This is a genomic window from Pseudomonas sp. PLMAX (assembly GCF_046042685.1).
Classification (GTDB): Bacteria; Pseudomonadota; Gammaproteobacteria; order Pseudomonadales; family Pseudomonadaceae; genus Aquipseudomonas; species Aquipseudomonas putida_AE.
The window spans coordinates 2,498,442-2,518,479 of record NZ_CP064949.1 but is presented as its reverse complement, the minus strand read 5'-3'; the positions used below and the strand labels follow the sequence as shown (position 1 = coordinate 2,518,479).

At 52.3% G+C, this 20,038-nt stretch carries 27 protein-coding genes and 1 pseudogene; 12 read left to right on the top strand and 16 right to left on the bottom strand.

Annotated features, from left to right (window positions below):
- Nucleotides 1–98: 98 nt before the first annotated feature.
- Entirely contained in the window at nucleotides 99–356 is a 258-nt protein-coding gene (locus tag DKB71_RS11675; RefSeq protein ID WP_408600468.1) for a hypothetical protein, read from the top strand.
- A gap of 112 nt (nucleotides 357–468) precedes the next feature.
- Here DKB71_RS11675 and DKB71_RS11670 read toward each other — a convergent pair whose 3' ends face one another.
- From DKB71_RS11670 to DKB71_RS11660, 3 genes are all read right to left on the bottom strand, one after another.
- The gene (locus DKB71_RS11670; RefSeq protein WP_191635209.1) at nucleotides 469–618 is read right to left on the bottom strand and encodes a hypothetical protein; all 150 of its coding nucleotides are present in this window, start codon (nucleotides 616–618) and stop codon (nucleotides 469–471) included.
- A 45-nt stretch (nucleotides 619–663) separates the two neighbouring features.
- Nucleotides 664–816 (bottom strand): hypothetical protein, encoded by a 153-nt coding sequence (locus DKB71_RS11665; protein ID WP_408600467.1) that lies wholly within the window; start codon nucleotides 814–816, stop codon nucleotides 664–666.
- Nucleotides 817–1,167: 351 nt separating this feature from the next.
- Complete coding sequence (locus DKB71_RS11660) at nucleotides 1,168–1,599, bottom strand: DNA methylase (protein WP_408600466.1); 432 nt, start codon at nucleotides 1,597–1,599, stop codon at nucleotides 1,168–1,170.
- Between the two features lie 415 nt (nucleotides 1,600–2,014).
- Here DKB71_RS11660 and DKB71_RS11655 point away from each other — a divergent pair, with 415 nt between their 5' ends.
- The 4 genes from DKB71_RS11655 to DKB71_RS11640 all read left to right on the top strand — a co-directional run bounded on the left by DKB71_RS11655 (nucleotide 2,015) and on the right by DKB71_RS11640 (nucleotide 4,990).
- On the top strand, nucleotides 2,015–2,239 hold the full coding sequence (locus DKB71_RS11655; protein ID WP_408601090.1) for a hypothetical protein: 225 nt from the start codon (nucleotides 2,015–2,017) through the stop codon (nucleotides 2,237–2,239).
- 584 nt (nucleotides 2,240–2,823) lie between these two features.
- Nucleotides 2,824–3,342, top strand: a complete 519-nt coding sequence (locus DKB71_RS11650; protein ID WP_408600465.1) for a response regulator — start codon at nucleotides 2,824–2,826, stop codon at nucleotides 3,340–3,342.
- Entirely contained in the window at nucleotides 3,290–4,660 is a 1,371-nt protein-coding gene (locus tag DKB71_RS11645; RefSeq protein WP_408600464.1) for an IS30 family transposase, read from the top strand. Before DKB71_RS11650 ends, DKB71_RS11645 begins: the two co-directional genes overlap by 53 nt.
- Nucleotides 4,661–4,735: 75 nt before the next feature.
- Nucleotides 4,736–4,990, top strand: a complete 255-nt coding sequence (locus DKB71_RS11640; protein WP_408600463.1) for a DUF6555 family protein — start codon at nucleotides 4,736–4,738, stop codon at nucleotides 4,988–4,990.
- Between the two features lie 57 nt (nucleotides 4,991–5,047).
- Here the strand turns inward: DKB71_RS11640 and ligD are convergent, their stop codons facing one another.
- Nucleotides 5,048–7,600 (bottom strand): DNA ligase D, encoded by a 2,553-nt coding sequence (gene ligD, locus DKB71_RS11635; RefSeq protein WP_408600462.1) that lies wholly within the window; start codon nucleotides 7,598–7,600, stop codon nucleotides 5,048–5,050.
- Between the two features lie 161 nt (nucleotides 7,601–7,761).
- Between ligD and DKB71_RS11630 the strand changes: the two genes are divergently transcribed.
- Nucleotides 7,762–7,998 carry a hypothetical protein gene (locus DKB71_RS11630; RefSeq protein ID WP_408600461.1) on the top strand — a complete coding sequence of 79 codons (237 nt, stop codon included), beginning with the start codon at nucleotides 7,762–7,764 and terminating at the stop codon, nucleotides 7,996–7,998.
- Nucleotides 7,999–8,101: 103 nt separating this feature from the next.
- Here DKB71_RS11630 and DKB71_RS11625 read toward each other — a convergent pair whose 3' ends face one another.
- The 3 genes from DKB71_RS11625 to DKB71_RS11615 all read right to left on the bottom strand — a co-directional run bounded on the left by DKB71_RS11625 (nucleotide 8,102) and on the right by DKB71_RS11615 (nucleotide 9,359).
- Nucleotides 8,102–8,311, bottom strand: a complete 210-nt coding sequence (locus tag DKB71_RS11625; protein ID WP_408600460.1) for a hypothetical protein — start codon at nucleotides 8,309–8,311, stop codon at nucleotides 8,102–8,104.
- 101 nt (nucleotides 8,312–8,412) lie between these two features.
- On the bottom strand, nucleotides 8,413–8,634 hold the full coding sequence (locus DKB71_RS11620; protein WP_408600459.1) for a hypothetical protein: 222 nt from the start codon (nucleotides 8,632–8,634) through the stop codon (nucleotides 8,413–8,415).
- 512 nt (nucleotides 8,635–9,146) lie between these two features.
- Nucleotides 9,147–9,359, bottom strand: coding sequence for a DUF2934 domain-containing protein (locus DKB71_RS11615; RefSeq protein WP_408600458.1), 213 nt, complete (start codon nucleotides 9,357–9,359; stop codon nucleotides 9,147–9,149).
- Between the two features lie 190 nt (nucleotides 9,360–9,549).
- On the opposite strand from DKB71_RS11615, the gene DKB71_RS11610 reads away from it, so the two are divergent.
- Nucleotides 9,550–10,059 carry a ferritin-like domain-containing protein gene (locus DKB71_RS11610; protein WP_408600457.1) on the top strand — a complete coding sequence of 170 codons (510 nt, stop codon included), beginning with the start codon at nucleotides 9,550–9,552 and terminating at the stop codon, nucleotides 10,057–10,059.
- 69 nt (nucleotides 10,060–10,128) lie between these two features.
- On the opposite strand, the gene DKB71_RS11605 is transcribed toward DKB71_RS11610, so the two are convergent.
- The 3 genes from DKB71_RS11605 to DKB71_RS11595 all read right to left on the bottom strand — a co-directional run bounded on the left by DKB71_RS11605 (nucleotide 10,129) and on the right by DKB71_RS11595 (nucleotide 12,798).
- A complete protein-coding gene (locus tag DKB71_RS11605; protein ID WP_408600456.1) occupies nucleotides 10,129–10,629 on the bottom strand; it encodes a ferritin-like domain-containing protein in 501 nt (166 codons plus the stop codon).
- A gap of 141 nt (nucleotides 10,630–10,770) precedes the next feature.
- Nucleotides 10,771–11,688, bottom strand: coding sequence for a ZIP family metal transporter (locus DKB71_RS11600; protein ID WP_408600455.1), 918 nt, complete (start codon nucleotides 11,686–11,688; stop codon nucleotides 10,771–10,773).
- A 225-nt stretch (nucleotides 11,689–11,913) separates the two neighbouring features.
- Nucleotides 11,914–12,798, bottom strand: a complete 885-nt coding sequence (locus DKB71_RS11595; protein WP_408600454.1) for a manganese catalase family protein — start codon at nucleotides 12,796–12,798, stop codon at nucleotides 11,914–11,916.
- A gap of 606 nt (nucleotides 12,799–13,404) precedes the next feature.
- On the opposite strand from DKB71_RS11595, the gene DKB71_RS11590 reads away from it, so the two are divergent.
- A complete protein-coding gene (locus DKB71_RS11590) occupies nucleotides 13,405–13,629 on the top strand; it encodes a hypothetical protein (protein WP_408600453.1) in 225 nt (74 codons plus the stop codon).
- Nucleotides 13,630–13,655: 26 nt separating this feature from the next.
- Entirely contained in the window at nucleotides 13,656–14,183 is a 528-nt protein-coding gene (locus tag DKB71_RS11585; RefSeq protein ID WP_408600452.1) for a DUF4142 domain-containing protein, read from the top strand.
- 260 nt (nucleotides 14,184–14,443) lie between these two features.
- On the opposite strand, the gene DKB71_RS11580 is transcribed toward DKB71_RS11585, so the two are convergent.
- From DKB71_RS11580 to DKB71_RS11560, 5 genes are all read right to left on the bottom strand, one after another.
- The gene (locus DKB71_RS11580) at nucleotides 14,444–14,671 is read right to left on the bottom strand and encodes a PLD nuclease N-terminal domain-containing protein (RefSeq protein WP_150786907.1); all 228 of its coding nucleotides are present in this window, start codon (nucleotides 14,669–14,671) and stop codon (nucleotides 14,444–14,446) included.
- 83 nt (nucleotides 14,672–14,754) lie between these two features.
- Entirely contained in the window at nucleotides 14,755–15,207 is a 453-nt protein-coding gene (locus tag DKB71_RS11575; protein WP_408600451.1) for a DUF421 domain-containing protein, read from the bottom strand.
- A gap of 8 nt (nucleotides 15,208–15,215) precedes the next feature.
- Nucleotides 15,216–15,734, bottom strand: a complete 519-nt coding sequence (locus DKB71_RS11570) for a hypothetical protein (RefSeq protein ID WP_408600450.1) — start codon at nucleotides 15,732–15,734, stop codon at nucleotides 15,216–15,218.
- Nucleotides 15,735–15,744: 10 nt separating this feature from the next.
- The gene (locus tag DKB71_RS11565; protein WP_408600449.1) at nucleotides 15,745–16,239 is read right to left on the bottom strand and encodes a CinA family protein; all 495 of its coding nucleotides are present in this window, start codon (nucleotides 16,237–16,239) and stop codon (nucleotides 15,745–15,747) included.
- Nucleotides 16,226–16,519 (bottom strand): hypothetical protein, encoded by a 294-nt coding sequence (locus DKB71_RS11560; protein WP_408600448.1) that lies wholly within the window; start codon nucleotides 16,517–16,519, stop codon nucleotides 16,226–16,228. The genes DKB71_RS11565 and DKB71_RS11560 overlap by 14 nt, the downstream gene beginning before the upstream one ends.
- A gap of 310 nt (nucleotides 16,520–16,829) precedes the next feature.
- On the opposite strand from DKB71_RS11560, the gene DKB71_RS11555 reads away from it, so the two are divergent.
- Together DKB71_RS11555 and DKB71_RS11550 are read left to right on the top strand one after the other, a co-directional pair.
- Nucleotides 16,830–18,050, top strand: coding sequence for a zinc-dependent alcohol dehydrogenase (locus tag DKB71_RS11555; RefSeq protein ID WP_408600447.1), 1,221 nt, complete (start codon nucleotides 16,830–16,832; stop codon nucleotides 18,048–18,050).
- Between the two features lie 153 nt (nucleotides 18,051–18,203).
- Nucleotides 18,204–18,555, top strand: a pseudogene (locus DKB71_RS11550) (low affinity iron permease family protein).
- A gap of 151 nt (nucleotides 18,556–18,706) precedes the next feature.
- On the opposite strand, the gene DKB71_RS11545 reads toward DKB71_RS11550, so the two are convergent.
- Nucleotides 18,707–18,931 (bottom strand): DUF2188 domain-containing protein, encoded by a 225-nt coding sequence (locus DKB71_RS11545; RefSeq protein WP_408600445.1) that lies wholly within the window; start codon nucleotides 18,929–18,931, stop codon nucleotides 18,707–18,709.
- Nucleotides 18,932–19,075: 144 nt separating this feature from the next.
- Here DKB71_RS11545 and DKB71_RS11540 point away from each other — a divergent pair, with 144 nt between their 5' ends.
- Entirely contained in the window at nucleotides 19,076–19,654 is a 579-nt protein-coding gene (locus DKB71_RS11540; protein WP_408601089.1) for a chemotaxis protein CheB, read from the top strand.
- Nucleotides 19,655–20,038 lie beyond the last annotated feature (384 nt).

Below are 20,038 nucleotides of genomic sequence, written 5' to 3'. Positions count from 1 at the left end.
GTCACTGACGCCCCGCGTTGACCTTCAACACTCCATATACCCTCTAGCGAATATGTGAATGTGAATCCTCTGACCACTGTACTCAACGGAGTCTGTTCATGAGCTGCCGCATACGCTTGGATTATCTATTGGACACATTTCTTGGCCCCATCGCAAAAAGCGTGGAATGCGAGGCTTTGATCATCCCGATTACGCCAGGTGCCTTTCAAGTTCAGGTGCAAGCCCCCTTCCCGGATGACCTTTTTAAGGCGCATACGATAACCGTCACGCAGCTTTCAAAGCAGCCGTTGACCGGTACTCTTGTGCACACACGCAGATTGGCAAATGGAGATCTGGAATTACAAATTGATGTATAACATCCATGGATGCCTATGCATGCAGAAAATGCCTTGTGGCTGTCAGCTTGCAGAGTTGAGCGGCCAGCAGGTTTCGCAGACACCCTATGCTGATGTACTGGTGTGAGCCCGGCTACTTGCTCTCTTCAGCCTTGCCTTCTTGCATTTGCACAGAGGACTTGCTGCCATCGGTATTGTCTTTGGTGGTGTTTTTCGAGCTGTCAAAGCAACCGTGCAGCATAAAAACGCCGCAGAGGGTTAGGCAAGCATAGAGCTTTTTCATGATTGTCTCCTGCACGTAGACCTAGTGAATTATGAGACTGTCGGATTATGTTCCCGCCCCTACGCCTTCGACCGCCAGTGCGTATCGCTGCGTCGCCTCACTCACCCAACCCTTACGCTCCTCACGATCGATAAAACCTTGCTTCAAATATTCCTCGGCAAGTCGAAGCAGCTCTTCGTATTGCTCCTCAGCAGTCATTCGAATTTCCGGTTTGCTCAACAGTGCATGCCAAGTCTCAAGCGCCTGTGCTTTCCGATCCTCGGACAACGACTCCACCGGCTGTGTTGCGGTAGAGCCATTTGCCACGAGTATGTTCACCGAGGACGACGTATGGCCATCATCCGTTGGCCTCGTGAAATGCGCGGACTTGTCGGTCAGAGGGGCAGGAACGTATGTTCAATCGATGAAGCGCACGCTCGACGGACGCTCAGTCGAGCCCTTGGACGTAGAAGCAATGAGTTATGTGAATGCGCCGCTATCTATTTCCGAGCCACCTGCAGCGAGGAAGAAAGGTTGCCAAGGTTAGAGAGGTGACTCATGACGAGCTGTTCAAAACAACACCGCAGCTGCTTCCCTCATAAAAATCTCGATAGTCTTGGGCCCTATCCCTTCGAATTCAGACAGGCGTTTTTCGAGTGCTTGGCGGTCAGCGCTAGCTTCCACGATGTTGCTCACCTTGCCGCCATATTCATCGCTGAGCTTTCTGGCCAATGCGAGCAAACGCGACGCGGTGGTTTCATCGTAACGAACGTATCGAGCCTGGCCGAGCATCGCGACCAACTGACAATGGGTGCAGTTCGCGAGCTTTTGTGGTGTGTCCCGCTGATGCTGCTCGACGATGACCTGGTACGCCTTGGCGGCAATCGCACCCTGAATTCTTGTACCCATTAGGAAACTGGCGAGCAGCCATTTGAACAGCCCGGCTTCGCTCGCACTATGAAGGTCAATCTGCAAGTCATGTGCGCTGATTATTTTGCTCACCAGTTCATACCCTCAAGCGATGGTCTCAATTATGAATTTAGACCCAGCACGATCGCGAACGCTTCAAAAGTGGGCATTGATAAAGGAACCCCTATCCGCGCTCGGCGCCTAACGGTTGAACCTAAAAATTCGGGAATTACCAAAATGCATATGTCCGAGACAGCCCAAGTCATGGAAGCACTGTCGGCCAGTGACGCAAACATGAAGCTTCATGAAGGCTGGTCACTAATATCCGTAGTTGTCACCACCCATCCAAACGGTCAGCTTCACCCGTGCTACGTTCTCGCGAAATCGAAGGCAGTACCCAACCATTAGAAGCCCGATTGACTAACGGGGCATCCACATAGCGATTCGGCTCACGGAACTGTGCTGGGAGGATATTTTGGCTTATCTGGATTGGGTTCAATGGCCAGCGATGGTTGTGACCGTGCTCGCCGCATGGCTAATCGGATCGCAGCGGCCAAGACGGCGGATGATCGGGTTTATATGCTTCAGTTTGAGCAACGTTTTGTGGGTTATTTGGGGAGTCGATGCAAGGGCGTATGCATTGATCGTCTTGCAGGTTTGTCTTTTCCTGATGAACCTTCGGGGGCTCAGGAAAAACTCGAAGGGGAAGGAGAACGAGCAGTCTCCGGACTGACGGTGGCCATCGAAATTCTTTTTAAACCCTCGGGCGTTCATCCCCAAAAGTATGCACTCAAGAAGGATCAGAGCGTAGGCATCAGCGTGAAGACCCCAGACCGCCCATAGCGCATTGCTGAGGATGAATCCCCAAAAAGGAATCATCCGCCGGTACGCTCGTTGCAAACCGATAAACCATGCAGACGCTACTGGTATCACCATTGCTGGCCGTTGCACGTAATCGATGTACTCCAACTTGATCCCTCCAGTACACACCGGTTGTCAAAGAGAGACGCTGGCACTCATTTGTGGGTTCAGCGCAGGCAACCCAAGTGAAGCGCCAAGATTGACCAGGTATTCGCCAACCCCCCTCGACATCTGTAGTCCCGGCGGGCACTGGTGACCACTGGGTTCGTCGCCGTCCAGACGATACGAGCGTCGATCCTTTCAAGGTCAGCTACCAAGTGTACGTCCTCTGTCTCTAAACAAACTCGCTTGATCCATGTCATACAAATCTCACTTAGAGCTGCAGTCTAGCGGATTGGACATACACTCAGCTCTCGACTCTTAAAATCGTCCTATGTGTGGGTAAGGAGCTTATGCATGCACGTAAACTGGGAAGGCATATTGCCGTTTCAGGGTGAAGTGCTCGTGATCGAAGACGATCCCACCTTGCGCTCGCTGATGGTGGAAATCGTTGAAGAGATGGGCGCCAAGGTCTCGGCGTTCGACTCAGCGGACGTCGCAATAACCCATTTGCTTCGAGCAAATGACCAGTGCTGCCTAGTCATCGTCGACCACGGTGTATTGGGGCAAATTCAAGGTATCGAATTCATCGAAATGGTCAGCAGCAGGTGGCCGGGCATCAAGGCAATTCTCACGTCGGGCTATCTGATCGGCCCAGAGGCGGTGCCTGCAGCAGCCATTTACCTGCTCAAACCATGGTCGCTGGATGACCTGGTCATCGCAGTGACGTCACTCCTTCAACCTGACTCTCCGATTCAAGGCGGATTCAACCGGTCGTCGCAACACCTTGATCGAGGTGTTTATGGGACGACCCGCAGGATGGATGCAAAAATTGACGGGCCGGGGAGCGATGCGTTCTCCACCCTCACTTCGTAATGAGATCGAGCGGCTATTTTGGGTGCAGATTGCAACAGGCATCACAAGCGAAAAGGCAGCACATGCCGTTGGCGTATCAACAGCGGTAGGTACACGCTGGTTCCGTCATCGAGGCGGGATGCCATTATTCATGTCGAATCACATATCAGGACGTTACTTATCGTTTGCAGAGCGAGAAGAGATTGGGCTGCTTCGAGCGCAAAGTGTTGGCGTTCGTGAGATCGCCCGTCGCCTTGGACGAAGCCCATCGACAATTTCACGGGAGCTGACACGAAATGCTGCTACCCGTTGCGGTCGGCTTGAATATCGAGCGTCAGTAGCGCAATGGAAGGCAGAACTGGTGGCCAAGAGACCGAAACCAGCAAAGCTGGTCACTAACCCGCGACTGCACCAGTACGTACGCGACCGCCTTGAGGGCAAGGTTCAAGACGCCGATGGTCGTGAGATCTCTGGGCCTCGGCAAGCGCCCTTCAAAGGTCGAAATAAACCGCATCGCAGTGACCGTAAATGGGTCAATGGCTGGTCGCCTGAACAGATTGCCAACCGGCTCCAGATCGATTTTCCGGATGATGAATCCATGCGCATCTCTCATGAAGCCATATATCAGGCGCTCTACATTCAGGGTCGAGGAGCTCTCAAGCGCGAACTGGTGAGCTGCCTGCGCTCAGGACGAGCATTGCGCGTGCCGAGAGCCAGAGCGCAGGCCAAAGTGTGGGCACACGTCAGCGAGGACGTCATGATCTCCAGTCGCCCTGCTGAGGTAGAAGATCGGGCTGTACCCGGGCATTGGGAGGGCGACCTGATCATCGGTCTGAACCGTTCTGCGATTGGAACTCTGGTCGAGCGCTCAACTCGATTTACCATGCTCGTCCATCTGCCCCGCGAGAAAGGTTATGGGCTAATTCCCCGCACGAAGAACGGCCCGGCGCTGGCTGGCTATGGGGCTGTTAGTATGGCCAATGCATTGAAGAAGACGGTGACTGATCTTCCCATCGAGCTGTGGCGATCTTTGACCTGGGATCGTGGAAAGGAGCTGTCGGATCACGCTCGATTTACCATCGAGTCCGGAGTAAAGGTTTTCTTTGCTGATCCACATAGTCCATGGCAGCGCGGCACAAACGAAAATACGAACGGCCTTCTACGGCAATACTTCCCGAAAGGCACTGACCTCTCTCGTTGGAGTGCTCAAGAAATACAGGCGGTAGCTCACGTACTTAACACTAGACCTCGAAAAACACTCGGCTGGAAAACACCTGCCGAAGCACTGAATGAGTATCTAAAGTCTGTACAACAATCCAGTGTTGCGACGACCGGTTGAATCCGCCCAAAGAACAACGCTTTGATTTTTTTGTGACGACGCGACTCATTTGCGTAAGAACGTAAGGAGATCCTCATGGCACGCACAGATATTTTCATCATCGACTACAAACTTCATGGTCAGCCGAAGTCTTTCATCATCCGTGCCCAAGCCATGGGTAACGTAGAGGCATGGCATTGGGCAAGCTGCGATGCCGGCATCGCTCCAATCCCAAAACCCGGACGTCCCCCGCTTAAGGTCATCTCCAAGCCGCAAGCGGAAAAATACGGAATTACTGAGGTCAAATGGCGCGAAACCGCCTCGTTGGACTGGACGGAAGCATCGCCCTGAATCGATCAGTCATGAAAGCATTTACGATTGCGAAGGCTAATTGAGGCCCGACCAAACTTACATTTTCATTCCAATTTTTCGACGCATGTCCTTCGTGATGGTCTGTTTAGTTTTGGAGAAGTCGGCCCACGGATCCGCATCAAGCTGCCCCAGGCGCTCATGGAGATTGTGAATATTCCAGTTATTGGCTCCTTTGATCTCGTTCAGCTCTTCCCTAAAAATAGGTACTGACACCGGCAAGCCTTCTCGGGTTCGTACCGAAAACGCATTGATCGTAGTAGCGCCTCTACCGTTACGTAGGTAATCGATAAAAATTCTTCCAATGCGATTTTTTGGCCCAGAGACGGCAGAGAACCGATCAGGTATGAGCTTCGCCATATACCTAACAATCGCATGACTAAAGTCCTTCACTGACGGCCAATCGTCCTTTGGCGTCAGTGGGACTACAACGTGAATCCCTTTGCCACCGCTGGTTTTGATAAAAGACTTCAACCCCAATTCATCAAGGACTGTGAGGGTGAGTGTTGTTGCTTCGACCATGCTTTTCCAGGGCAGTGCTGGGTCGGGATCGAGATCCAATACAAAACGGTCAGGCAGCTCCAAATTCCGCGAAGTCGCGTTCCAGGTATGGAACTCAATCGAATTCATCTGCACGGCGCCCACCAACGCTTCGACGTTGTTGACTAGCATCACAGGTTCGGCTGCCGCTGTTTCGATACCGGGTATGGCTAACCGCTCCGAGTTTTTCTGAAAGAATAGTTCACCCGCGATCCCCTCGGGTGCCCTGACAAGAGCCACGGGCCTGTTTTTAAGCGTAGGAAGAATCCATTGCGCTATGCCGGCGTAGTATTGCGCAAGCTGCATTTTCGTCGACCCACTGGTGGCATCTATTATGCGGTCGGGATGGGTAATCCGAATCTTGCCGGCGAGTTCCTGGCTTTTCTTTTTCGTGGGGCGCCTCGAAGGAGCCGCGCCATCCACTTCGCTTACAGGTTTTGCTTTCTCCTCGGTGATTTCTTTTGCCGGTTTGTCATTGCGAAGGCCATGAAACACCGAGTGTCTGACCGAGCCATCCTTCGTTATCTCTGCGAAAGCCACTTCTGCAAGCAATTCTGGCTTGAGCCAGTGAACACCCTTGGCTTCGAAACCTTTCGGTGGATTCACGACAGCCGGCTTATCGACTTCCAATGGCGTGAGTTGGGTATAAATAGATTTGAGGGTTTTCTCATTGAAGCCGGTTCCGACCTTTCCGGCATAGCGAAGCTCACCGCTGTCTTTATCGTGAAGTCCTAATAGCAGAGCTCCAAATAGACTCCGAGCACCTTTGGGGTCGCTGTAACCGACCACTACAAATTCCTGACGATGCTTGCATTTGAGCTTGATCCAGTCATCCGAGCGGCGGGATACATACAGACTTCCGAGCTTCTTACCTATCAAGCCTTCCATCTTCATTTGGCAGGCGCTCGTCAGCAGATCACTGGCGTCTTCGCCAAAGTCTTCCGAGAAGCGAAGAATGTCGTCCTCGCTGCGCTCCAATACCTTTGCAAGCGCGACCCTGCGATCCTCGACCGCTACCTCTCTGAGATCTATGCCGTTGAGGTAGGGCATGTCGAAAAGATAAAAAACTATGGCCCCGCTCTTACCCGATTCGAAGGCATTTTGCAGAATTTGGAAACTGGGAACGCCATCCTCATCGGCAGCGATGACCTCACCGTCCAACCATGCAGAGTCTAGCGCCAGGCTAGCCAGTGCTTCCGCTTGCCGGGGGAGCTTGGCCGTCCAGTCATGACCATTCCTAGTGAATAGCTTTACTGTTCCGTTATCAATGCGAGCGAGCATCCGATAACCGTCAAATTTTATCTCGTAGCGCCACTCCCCCATTGGAGCTGTCTCGACCAATGTCGCCAACTGCGGCTTTATCAAGTCGGGAAGTGCAGCAGCCTTCGCGCCACTCAGCTTTCCTGAGGATGACTTACCGCGTTGGGAGGGCAATGCCTTTACCGGTTTGGCTTCAGCAGCCTTGCCGGCACGTCGTTTAGGGATGATGGTGCGATCACTGAGGACGGAGTCAGGCAACGCAACAACAACGTCAAAATCAGCCTCTGGTCTCGCTGACGCATCTTTATGCTTAATGAGAAACCAGGGCTTTTGTTTGCCTTCTTGATGCGTTCGAACGAGATTCCACACGCCATTGAGCTTTTCACCTTCCAGTTCGAACTTAAGCCTTCCCTTCTTAAAGGAATCAATCGGATCACCGATGGGCTTCCACACGCCGCGATCCCAAACGATGACGTCTCCGGCACCATAATGACCTTCAGGAATGTTGCCTTCGAAGGTGGCGTAGTCGAGCGGATGATCTTCGACCTCCATAGCCAGTCGTTTTACCTGGGGATCGAGGCTTGGGCCCTTGGGTACGGCCCAACTTTTGAGCGTGCCTTCTAATTCGAGACGAAAGTCATAGTGCAGGCGCGTCGCATCGTGTTTTTGTATGCAAAATTGCAAAGCATGCTCAGCGCTGGATTTTTTCCTTCGCACCTTCTTCGCGCCTGAGGGCTCGGGCGTAGCATCAAAATCACGCTTTTTGTGATAGTCATCCAAGGCATCGCTCATACCGGCCACCCTCAAATCCTTCTTGTGAGAGACCCATCATCAGTCGCTAGTTCCGCCGATTTGAAGTCTGCGTGAATCGAATCCCGTTTCCCTAATCCGCAGCATTTTTTAGCTGGCCGGCAAGTCTCTTCATCAAGGGCAATTCAAAGGAGGATGCACTCGTGAGCAATCATTTAGGTACTCATTTTGATGGCTTATTCGACAAGCTTCAGTCGTTGCGAAACGCTGTTGAATCCTTGGAAAAAGATGAGCAAAACCATTCCCTGCGGGGGCACCAAACCGTGGACAGCTCGGAGGCTATTCAGCTGTCCTTCCAAAAGCTTCAGGCCGCCGTAAAGGAGATGGAAAACACATTACTGATGATCGCAGAAGCCACAGGCGAAATCGGAAAACTCTGATTAATAAGGGACGCCTTTATCCGATTTCGAGCAGCCATTGTGGTCTGCCAGAGTAATGAAGGCATGTTCATTAAATCCTAGAGCAACCAACGTTTTGAACAATTCAGGACTCGGCAATCGAGCGCGTATAGGCCGTTGTCGCCATTTCTATCAAGGTGATTCGCTCTGACGAGTTGATGATTCCTCGGCTGCAATATTCGACAGCCAGGTTGAGCAATTCGTCATACCGCTCCTCGGCGTCCATAGCGTTTTCATGGTTGGTCAACAGCTCATGCCATTTGGAATACGCCAACATTTTCACTGCGGTGTACATGACCGATACCTCCGTGCACATAGGAAGCGCCTGTTCGTCTCCGTCGACATACGGCGAACTGGTGACGAATAGGAAAGCCCCCGGGAGTCACCAGCTAATCATCAAGTTCCTTCTCCAACGCCCACGACCGCCTGGGCATAGCGCTGAGTGGCTTCGGTCACCAAGTGTTTTCTTTCGTCTCGATCGATGATTCCTTGTTTCGAATATTCCTCGGCGAGGCGCAGCAGTTCCTCATATTGCTCTTGGGCGGTCATTCGGATTTCTGGCCGTTCCAGAAGTTTGTGCCAGCCTGCTAAGGCTTGCCCTTTTCGATTTTCGTACATGACCATGGCTCCATGATTGGTAGTCATTAGAGAGCCATGACGACGACTGTGTTCCTAAATTTGCGGGTGCAGCCGATGAACCGTGAGCGACCTATAGGTGAGAGACGTCTGGAGCGGCACCAACGCAATCATTGCTCATGCCTGCTGAAAGAATCACTCCGCCACCAGTTGTTCTTGGAGATCAAAGCCGTCCGTCGGTTATCCTCCAGTCCGTAAAAAACGGGGCGAACCTCTTTCGATAAAAAGCGTTCTTAAAGTTATGCCTGTGCTGGCCATGCCAGGCTGCCTATGTCCTCATTGCCCGCGCAGATGTGCGGGCTTTTTTTGCCTCAACGCAGAATTCAGAAAGACAAGGGAGAGGTTCGCTGGCATCTCATTCGATGCTGACCCTCATACTTCGATACAGAGCCATTCCTGCCGTCACTGATTGATTAAGCGCCGCGCCGAGCGATGGTGATGGGCCGAGCCGGGAGGAACAAACGTATGCTCCAGGCATAATCCTTCTCCTGAAGTTACGGCCCTTCACCCACTGTTGCAGAAACTCCGTTACCCACACTGCCCTCTTCCTCCTCCCCTTCACCATCACGCTCGCTATGCAATGGCTGTAGCGCCGTTTCGAGTTGATCACGGGCTAAATACCAATAAAAGTGATCAGCGCCGTCGGGACATGCATCCTTTTCCCATAGGGCATACGCTCTTTCACGGATTTCCGTTTCGTCAATCATTGCCTTTCTCCTGCGGTTTGAATGCAGCAGCTGAGACGCTGAGCAGAACAGTAAAAACGCGGCTATCGCCATTTGCTGTTTCGACCACCCCTCCCTTGTTGATGCTCAAAATTTTACCGGTTATCCATAGTGATGAACTCAACATGCTCCGTTGCATCAACCTCTTACACGCCTAAGAGGATATGCAAACATGGCTACTCCACAAGAAAATCTGCTCGACTGGCTGCGGGATGCGCATGCAATGGAGCAACAAGCCGAAAAAATGCTCAGAGCTCAATCCGAGCGATTGGAGCATTATCCGAAACTTAAGGCCCGCATTGACTTTCACATCCAGGGGACGCTGGGTCAGCAGAAGCTGATCGACGAATGCCTGAGCAGGCTCGGCGGCAGTTCATCCACCATAAAAGATATGACCGGCAAATTGATGGCGTTTGGCCAAGCCGTTGGCGGCTCATTGATGAGCGATGAAGTCATCAAAGGCGCAATGGCGGGCTATGTTTTTGAAAACGTCGAGATCGCCTCGTACACCGTTCTGATTGCTGCCGCAAAATCTGCGGGAGACTCGCTGACGCAAGCCGCTTGCGAAGAAATTTTGCCGCAGGAGCAGGCGATGGCTGCGTGGCTCTTTGAGCATCTTCCTGAACTCACCCAAGCTTTCCTTGTACGTTCAGATGATCCGAACCTTGAAGCGAAAAAGTAAAATAGGAAAAAAGGAAAAAACCAGACGACGTTGCAGTCACAACGTCGTCCTGGTTCGATCGCCATAGCCTTATTTGGATTCCATCGTCGCCGCTTGATTGCCGCCTTGTTCAGCAATCTTCGTCAGCTTTTCGTCTGCGCCCTTTTCTTCGGCCAGCGTAGCGGCCAAAAGCGTCACGGCATCATCCAGTTTGAGGTGTTTGGCCATTGCGATCAACGTGCCGTAGCTGGCAATCTCGTAGTGCTCGACCTTCTGTGCCGCAGCAATCAGGCCGGCATCCAGCACGGCACCCTTCTCGATTTCTTCGAGTAACTCTTTTGATTCTTCGACCAAGCCTTCCATGGCCACGCACTTCATCCTTTTGAGTTTGATACCGGTCAAGTCCACCAGTTGATCAATGCGCTCGATTTGTCCCTGGGTCTCCTCCAGATGCGAGGTAAAAGCATCAGCCAGCAACGGATTGGTTGCCGCTCTCGCCATCCGAGGCAATGCCCGGGTGATTTGTTTTTCGGCGCTGTACATATCCGATAGCTCGTGGATAAACAGGTCTTCAACAGTTTTTCTAGCCATTTGAAATACTCCTCTCCACTGTGTACGCGTCACCGTAGCGGAACGCATCATTTGCATATCCACACTTGTGGCCTGCATGAAGAAATGACCGATGGCCGTCGTTACGTGTTCAAATTTTTTGCGACGGTGGTGCTTGCGTATTCATCCAAACGCCGTATCGAGAAACATCATTACCCCAAAGCCCAGCATCAGCCCTAGAGTCGCCGGCGTTTCGTGACCGTTACGGTGGGTCTCCGGAATGACTTCGTGCGAGACCACGAAGATCATCGCGCCTGCTGCCAGGCCGAGGGCGATGGGATAACCCAAAGCAAAACTGCTGGAAATCCCCAAACCGATAACGGCCCCCAACGGCTCCATCAATCCAGAGCCGACTGCTATCAGCGCTGCACGAAACGCCGAGATGCCGGTCACCCTCAGCGCCAGGGCAATCGCCAGCCCTTCTGGAATGTCCTGAATGGCAATAGCGGTGGTCAGCGGCAAACCTACTTTCATATCCCCAGTCGCGAAGCTGACGCCGATCGCCATGCCTTCCGGCAGGTTGTGCAACGTGATGGCAAGCACAAACAGCCAGATACGATTAATGCGCCGAGCCTCGGGGCCACGCTTCCCGCTTTCCACGTGTTCATGCGGCACAAAGCGATCCAGACCAATCATCAACGCCACACCGAGCACCACAATGCTCGCCGCCAGCAACTGATTGTTCGATATCTGCTGAGCCGCTTTGATCCCCGGAAGGATGAGCGAAAACGAACTGGCAGCGAGCATCATGCCAGCAGAGAAACCCAACATAATGTCTTGCGTGCGGGAGGCAATGTCGCGAAGGATGATCGCGGCAATTGCCCCCAGTGCAGTGGCGGCAAACCCTGCCAGGCCGCCCAAGAAAGCCAGATGCAGATAGTCCCTTCTGGCACCCACGAAGGCGCCGTAGCCGCTGATGATCAGCAGAGCTACGACGCTTGCCAGCACACACCAAAAGAACCGGCCCATCCATCCCGACTGAGAAATCTGGACAATCCAAGACCTTCCCGGTGACCGAAGAGGAGCGGACGGTTCGGACATACGACCTCCTAACTAAGAGCCATGCGGATTGCAGATTTGTTGAGGTTAGTGCGTAACTCTCTGGAGACACGCGAGGCCTGACGTTCAAAGGACAAAGCCGTCGCAAGAAACAGATTTGGCGAGCCCACATCGAATCGATCGGATTTGAAATAGTTGATCATCACGTTCACCTCAATAAGCTGAGTAAAGGAACACCGCGTCCCACAGGGGTAGGCTGTGGTTTCCTCACGCTTCAGGTTCGATCTGTACACCCGCGCCAAGGTCGGCACCGGTGACCGGGTTACTGTCCGGATCGGACATTGTTCTGGCTTTCATATCCATCAGTAGTGCATCGTCTTCAGCACTTAACTTCACGCTTGCCATGCCATCACCGCCATCGACTGCTGGCGTGGGATCTTCCACGAATTCCCAAGCGTCTCCCTGATTCCAAGGGCCGCGCGTGCTGCCTTCCCCCTGAGACATGTTGAAGTAGACGTTGGTGAATTCGGGCATACCCGGCAGCTTGCCCTGTGGGAAGTTTGGCTGAATGGCATGCAATGCTTTTTCAAAAGACAGCTGGTGGGCAATCTCTCGCGTCATTAAAAAACCCAAGGCTTCCTTCACGCCTGGATCGTCGGTGACATTCATTAAACGTTCATAAACGATTTTTGCGCGGGCCTCGGCGGCAATATTGGAGCGCATGTCAGCTGTGGGCTCGCCAATGGTATCGACATAAGCTGCCGACCATGGAACGCCTGCCGAATTGGTCAGAGGCGCGCCGGCACCGTACAACAGACTGGTGATGTGAGAGTCGTTACCGGCACCGTTGATGGAGCGATATAGCTCCCCCTCTTCCTCGACGCCTTCGGCCATTTGGCCTTTTGCCCCTTTGTTCAACATGACGATGATCGAGCCGACAATTTCTAGGTGACTGAGCTCCTCGGTGGCGATGTCCATCAACAGATCCTTACGGCCAGGATCGTCTTCCGCCAAGGCTTGGGTAAAGTAACGTGAAGCTGCTGCTAGCTCACCTTGTGCCCCACCGAATTGTTCGAGTAAAAGGTTGGCCAATCCGGGGTTAGGTTGGGCGACGCGCACGGTGTATTGAAGTCGCTTGTTATGCAAAAACATGACAAATCTCCTCAGGCTTAAAGATTGAGGCGCCGCCCCAAGCAGGTTCACGCGCCTACTTCTTGTGAAGCAACAGCCCGTTAGAAATTTCAAAAATCTCTTCTGATTGACGACAAGTGGTCGAGGCACGGATGGCGCCCCAGGAGCGACGGCGACGGCCGTAGATTGGCAATGCTTTCTCTATCGACTCCTCGTCTTTTTGCACGCGAATATGTTTGGAATAGGCACCACGATCTGGAATCAGACGATGAATGGAACGGCCTCCAACCATTTAGCAAATCAAAGGAACAACCTGTCGATGGCAGCGTCAGCCCCTATAAGCGCTAAGTGATTTCTCTTCACCCTACCGGAAAAAAACTGAAAACAATCGAGGTAAAAGGCATGTCCAAAGTAAAGGCAACTGATCTTATCCAGCAGCCGACCAGTCAACCCGAAAAGCGTTCGAAGAACGCAAGTGAGGGCGACGGGCTGACGGATGATCAGCGAGTGAGTCGTGAGAAGTCTGATCAACAGAGCGGTGCGCGTGTAACTCCTGGCCCCGCTGACAATGATCGACTAACGAAACGCTGAGGGTCGGTCTCCGAATATTTACTAAAGGATCGCACCATGTTCGATAAGCCGAGATTCATCGTCAGTTTCATTGTTGACAACCAGCCACAAAGTCGAACCCTGGAAGACGACAGAGAAACCCTCGCGCCCAGCGAAGCAGAGGCGTTAGTCACACAGACCTTTGCTGAACTCAAGGGCGCTCGTTTGAGTGATGTTCAGGTTCAAAAAATAACCAAGATGGAAGAAGGCGACAATGTCCCTGGGCATTACCAACAGCCCTGAATCTGTACGCAAAGAGATCGTCCGACATGAATTCGAAAAGAGTGAAATGGATTGTAGCGTTTGGGTTAAGCCTTTGCGGCGCGATGGCTAACGCGATCACCGTCAACGCTTTCCTGGAAGAGGCCGCGCAACAGAGCGTATTCCAGATCTTAGGCGCGAATGTGGCATTGGAGAAAAGCCAGATGCCAGAAGTGAAGAGCTTCGCCCATCAGATGATCGACAAGAATGAGGAGCTGTACAAAAAACTCAAGGCACTCGGTGAGCAATTGCATATGGAGGTACCGGCAGAAGCTTCTCTGGCAGGCAAAGCCAAGCAGATGCGCCTGGAATCCCGTGATAATTCATTCGATCGGATCTACATTGATAGTCAGGCTGAAACCCTCGAACAGAAAGTTTTCCTGTTCAAAAAGGAAGCCATTTCTTCGGAGAGGCCGGAGCTGAAAAAATTTGCTGAAGACGAGTTGCCGTCCATTTTGAAGCAGGAGCAGGCGGCGAAACGTCTCCAAGATCAACTCAAGCCTTCGGCAGGCAAACTCACGCCGGCTGAACAATGAGGAAGCAAAATAATTGTAATAGGCGCTTGCTGCATTCAGCGCTGGTTAATCTTCAACGCTATACGCGTCATGGAGATCTTGTAGTCTTGATTGGTGTTGATCATACCGTCATGAAGCAAAGAACGTAGAGGTGTTCTCCTTTCCGAACTGCATCATTCGAACCTTCGGTGAAGGGCTCGACTGAAGTCGTCGAGCCACAACCATCGGAGACAAGCGCAGCTCGGATTTTCAAAACCTCCAACATGATTGAAGAAGCGAAATTAGCCTTTACTGTGTTCAGGTGACGTAGGCCCCTCCTTGATGCCGCGAGGCCCAGCAACACCCCAGACGATCAAACCGACCACAGGAAAGACAATCAGGCCGATGGCCCAGGCGGCTTTTACGCCCACTGATTTGTCGCTCCGGAACACACTGATCATGGCCCACAGGTCAACGAGCAAAATAATAACGGCGCAGGCAATAGCAAAATAGCTGGTAGCTTCGGACATGATTCAACCCTCCTGAGACTGTTAATCCTTAGGCCTCAGACAAATCAGGGTGTTCCAAGCAAATCTCAGTACGCATGCGAGAGTCAGAAATTATCCTCTCGGGCAATGATGGAAATCTTGCCATTGCGTTCAATGATCGCGAACTTGATCTCCTCCAGCTTCTCGATGCCTTGGCTGGAGCGCGCGGCCTCCATGACATCTGCTTCCACTAACCGTGCATGGCGAAAACGCTCGCGCAAGAGCTTGCCATTCTCGACGATAATCGTTGGCTCACCATCGATCAGCCTTGATAACCAGCCGGAACGCTGTTTGAGCAGGGAAAGTCCGACGTCGATGGCGATCAGTGTCACAATGACGAGTATTGCATTGGTGAAGGAAAAGTCGTCACCAAGCAGCGCTTGCTGGGTGGCTTCGCTGATCATCATCAACAGGACTAAATCAAAGGTCGTCAGTTCGGCCAATGAGCGTCGGCCGGCAATCTTGAATAGCACCATGAGCGCCACGTACATCGCTGCCGCACGCAATACCGAATCCATAGGGTCACCTAGGGGAAAATGAACTGATCAAGTGTTACGCCAAGGCTGCCAGGCGTAGCGATTAGACTCCGAAAGAAACCTAAGCCATCGCCACGCAGCGTGAGATACAGAGTGGCTTTACCCTGATTGTCGGTCTGTACCCACACGCGCATGCCTTGGGACAAACTTCTGCTGCGCAACGGTTCAGGCTGCAGCGACTCGATGCTGAAGCCCTCTAACATTTCCCCGGACAAATCCAGTTCGATTTGGGTTTCAGGTTTTCCGTTCACGCTGATTTTCATCGAATTCATTGAGCCGTTACGGTGGAGCATCTCGTATTCCACTCTGATGTTGCCATCCACACTATTTACATCCCGGGTACTGAGCAGCCCCCGAGAGAAAAGACCAATCAAGCCGCACACCATCAGCAACACCAGTAAGTACCAACCGATCCGCTCAAAACGCCAAACCTTGATCTGGTAGGACATGTCTTCGCGAATTGGGTAATCACGACTCTGTAGATCCGGGTGCTCGGCATCATCCTTCATCGTTTTCACCTCACTCTCCAAGCAATGCCTGACTATGGAAATGGGGTAGCCGTCGTAATGCATACTCTGTTGCCTCTGTTTGTACCTGGCAACGGGTGCCGAAAAAACGATGCTCGTGACAAAATACGCTTTTGACTTCTTTAGATTGAAACGCCCAAGCGAAGCAGATGGTGCCCGCCGGAATGCCTTCAACATCCTCTGGGCCGAGAATGCCCGTCGTGGCTACTGCGACGTTAGCGGTGCTGTCTTGAAGGGCGCCTAAGGCCATTTCCCTGGCAACCTCCACGCTCGTCAGATTAAAAGTTTCGATGGTGTAGGCGCTTACATGCAGGAGACGTTGCTTGGCCTGCGGGGAATACACGACGTAGCCACATTCGATGAACTCGCCGCTGCCTTCTACCTCAGACAACAGCGTCACGATTTTCCCGGCGGTGCACGATTCCGCCGTGGTCAAAACCAAGGAATGCTTACGGAGATAAGTGACTGTGTCGTCAGCGATGGCCATAACTAATACTCTCGGCTTTCCCGTTACTACCAACCTGGTAATCTTCCCCTGCGACTGCGCGGAGATAAGCTTGATCAGCTTGCATCCTGAGATCTCGCCACTCAATCCAAGTCACGATGCTTAACCGATCCATTTCGTCGCTTTGACGAATCAGTTCGTCAAGATAAGCATCAGGGCAGTCCATACGTAGCTGCTTGTTTTCCAAGGCGCGATGCCAAGCATCAAGGGCACGTAGTCTCGTCTCTTGCGCCGGTGTCAGTAGATTTTTAAAGGCATTCATTTCATACGCCCACCCGTCTATTTCTTGGTGGAGCAGTCAGCCACAGAATAGGTTCACAAGATCTGACGAAGCGGTATTTTTAAGTTTTAGCGTCGCCCAATCACAGCCATCGAATTGGCACGAATCACAATCTTTTACTGCCAAAATCGACGCTACTCTCGGCAACGGGTGAAGTTTTACAGCACGCTCGCAAGATCTCTATTTCAGCCAGTGCCTGACCGCCAGTCTCAACATTCTCTATCACTCTGAACTTGTATCGATTCTCACCCCTCTCCCATTTACCAATAAGCCAATGAAGGGGTTGTTTGTCATGAGAGCACTTACCTACCACGGCGCCCACAGCGTGAAAGTCGATACGGTTCCCGACCCAAGAATTGAGGAAAGCGATGACGTCATCCTACGAGTCACAGCTACTGCAATTTGTGGCTCCGATCTTCACCTTTATCGCGGAAAAATCCCTACCGTTGAACACGGCGATATCTTCGGTCATGAGTTCATGGGGATTGTTGAAGACGCGGGATCATCGGTAACTGCCGTACAGCCAGGCGACCGCGTCGTAATCCCTTTCGTGATCGCTTGTGGCAGCTGTTTTTTCTGCCAGATGGATTTGTTCGCGGCGTGTGAAACGACCAATACAGGGCGTGGGGCGATCCTGAATAAAAAGGCCATTCCCCCGGGCGCCGCGCTTTTTGGTTTCAGTCATATGTACGGCGGCATACCCGGTGGGCAAGCAGAGTATGTTCGTGTGCCTAAAGCCAACACCGGGCCTTTCAAAGTGCCTGGGACACTCTCGGACGAAAAGGTATTGTTCCTCTCTGACATCCTGCCCACTGCTTTTCAGGCCGTGACCAATACTGGAATCCAAAAAGGCTCCAGCATTGCTATCTATGGCGCCGGGCCCGTCGGTCTATTGAGTGCGGCCTGCGCAAGGATGCTCGGCGCAGATCAGATCTTCATGGTCGATCACCACCCCTACCGCCTGGCCTACGCCCAAGAAACTTATGGGGTGATACCGATCAATTTCGACGAAGACGACGATCCTGCAGATACTATCATCCGCCAGACCAGAGGGATGCGCGGTGTCGACGGCGTCGTGGATGCCGTTGGTTTCGAGGCAAAGGGCAGTACTACTGAAACCGTGCTTGCCACGCTCAAGCTCGAAGGCAGCAGCGGTAAGGCACTGCGACAGTGTATTGCAGCGGTAAGGCGCGGAGGTGTGGTAAGCGTGCCTGGCGTGTATTCCGGATTCATCCATGGTTTCTTGTTTGGCGACGCCTTCGACAAGGGCCTTACCTTTAAAATGGGGCAAACCCACGTTCAGCGCTATCTTCCAGAACTTCTCGAACATATCGAGAGCGGTCGCCTGTCCCCCGAAATCATCATCAGTCATCGAATGGGGCTTGAGCAGGCTGCCGAGGGGTACAAAATATTCGACAAGAAGGAAGAAGATTGCAGGAAGGTCATTCTCACGCCAGGTAATGACAAAGCGGCGTTACCCAACGACGATGAAGCTGAGATTGCCGGAGTTTAGTTTGTTGCGGATGAAGGAGCGTCGAAATGAATCGCGACGCGCTCGAGGTCTTTGTCCGCAAACAATCGTGAGCGGCACCCAGGCCAGTGAGAAAATGTAAAAAAAAATTTCAACATATGGTCTATGGGGTAAGTCCCCCAAGAGGTCTCCATCATGAAATTTTCACAATTTTGCCAATCGCTTCTCACTGGGCTGGGAGTTCGAAAACCTTTGGTACCGCCATCGTACTGATCATCGTGTGGGCGTTCACAGGGCCTGATTTTCACCACAACGATACGTGGTAACTGATCATAAATACGTCTACCACCATCATTACGTTCCTGATGATGTACCTGATTCAAAACACTCAAAGCCGTGACAACGATATTTTGCATTTGAAAATTGACGAGCTGATAGGAGCCACCAAGAATGGGCAAAAACCTTCTTGTGCCTGGAAAACAGGGGTACGCGCGACCTCAGAAAACTGCGGGAGCAATACAGCTTGCTAGCGAATCTGATCAGATAAATTTCGACCCGCTCCAAGGTGAGCATGGGCAGGTGCCTAATTCATCAACCCAAGTCAGCTCGGATCAAGGCAAGCAGCCCTACCAATGAATTTCGTGGTTAGGAGCGATCAACCATTCACAATGCAATTGATTGGTCGCCAGATCGCAGCTTCAACCCTTGGATTGTCGAGGGTCAGCAGAACGAGGAAACGTTCTTTCTTCCTGCAGTGTTCCGTTCTCTTTATGAATCTTGAGCGAAGCGGTTTTGCCCTGAAGAAATTCACTGGCGATTGCGGTAATTTCCGCTTTGGTGCTCGCCGATTTGGAGGGGCGCTGTGCTCCTTCTTTGACCAGCGTCCAAAGCTGCCCGTTTTTGTTGATGTGGTAATTGTCCATGATCGTTACTCTGGCATTGAGCACTATGCAACGTTGTCATTGGTTGACGTCTACGCTCTCAACGAGTTTGAATTTTTTGAACGACCGGGTTGCGGCTCAGCTCAAAACTTTGTGCAGAACGGTCAAAGAAGGCATGCGTTGGACATGGATTCGATCAGAGACATCATTGTCATTGGCGGTTCTGAGGGTAGCTTTGGGCCCCTGCGCGCAATTCTCACCGGATTACCCAAGGATATCCCAGCGGCCATTTTGATCGTCATGCATACCGGCCCATCGAGCCCAAGATTACTGGCCTCGATATTCAATACCTGGTCAACCTTGCCGGTGGCATACGGGAAGGACGGTGACCGCGTTCAGCACGGTCACGTGTATGTCGCCCCGCCAGATAAACATCTCGAGGTGGTCGAACCAGGAGTCATACATTTGAGTGACGGGCCGAAGGTAAAATTCTCTAGACCAGCAGCAGATCGCCTGTTCGAGACTGCCGCCTCAGTGTTTGGTAACCGGGTGATCAGTTTGATTCTCTCAGGCAACGACGGCGACGGGGCGGAGGGCGCGAATGCCGTGCGGATGTCTGGAGGCTTGAGCCTCGTGCAAGACCCAGGAAATGCTGTAGTCCCAAGCATGCCCATTAAGGCGATAGAGCATGATCACCCTGAGTGTTTAGTGAGAACGACGGCACTTGTAGAGGTGCTTATGCACGCCGTAGGAGCTGTGAGATAGGCGAGTACTCGGCTAATGACGCGTATCAACAACTGCTTCATCCCAACCAGGACTCACTGGCTATCCTTCCATCAGCGATCGTCTGACTTATCTTCGGCCTTCATCCTGGCGCGAATGCAGCCATCAATTTTTTCAGTTCCTGCCATGGAGCATGGAGTGCACCGGTTGTTGCCGCGAGAGGTTGGGCTTTCTTGACTTCCTGATCGGCGATCTTGGCTGAGAGCCTCTCAGTCAGGTCAGGAAACATGTGGTGAGAGAGATTCGATGCATGAGCTTTTCCAACCCACCGGCATTTCGTCCTTCGGATCGAGGCAGGCGCTAATGATGGTGTCTACTACTAACTCGGGGTCATCCATCGCGGCCATTCGCGGCGCATTTCAACGA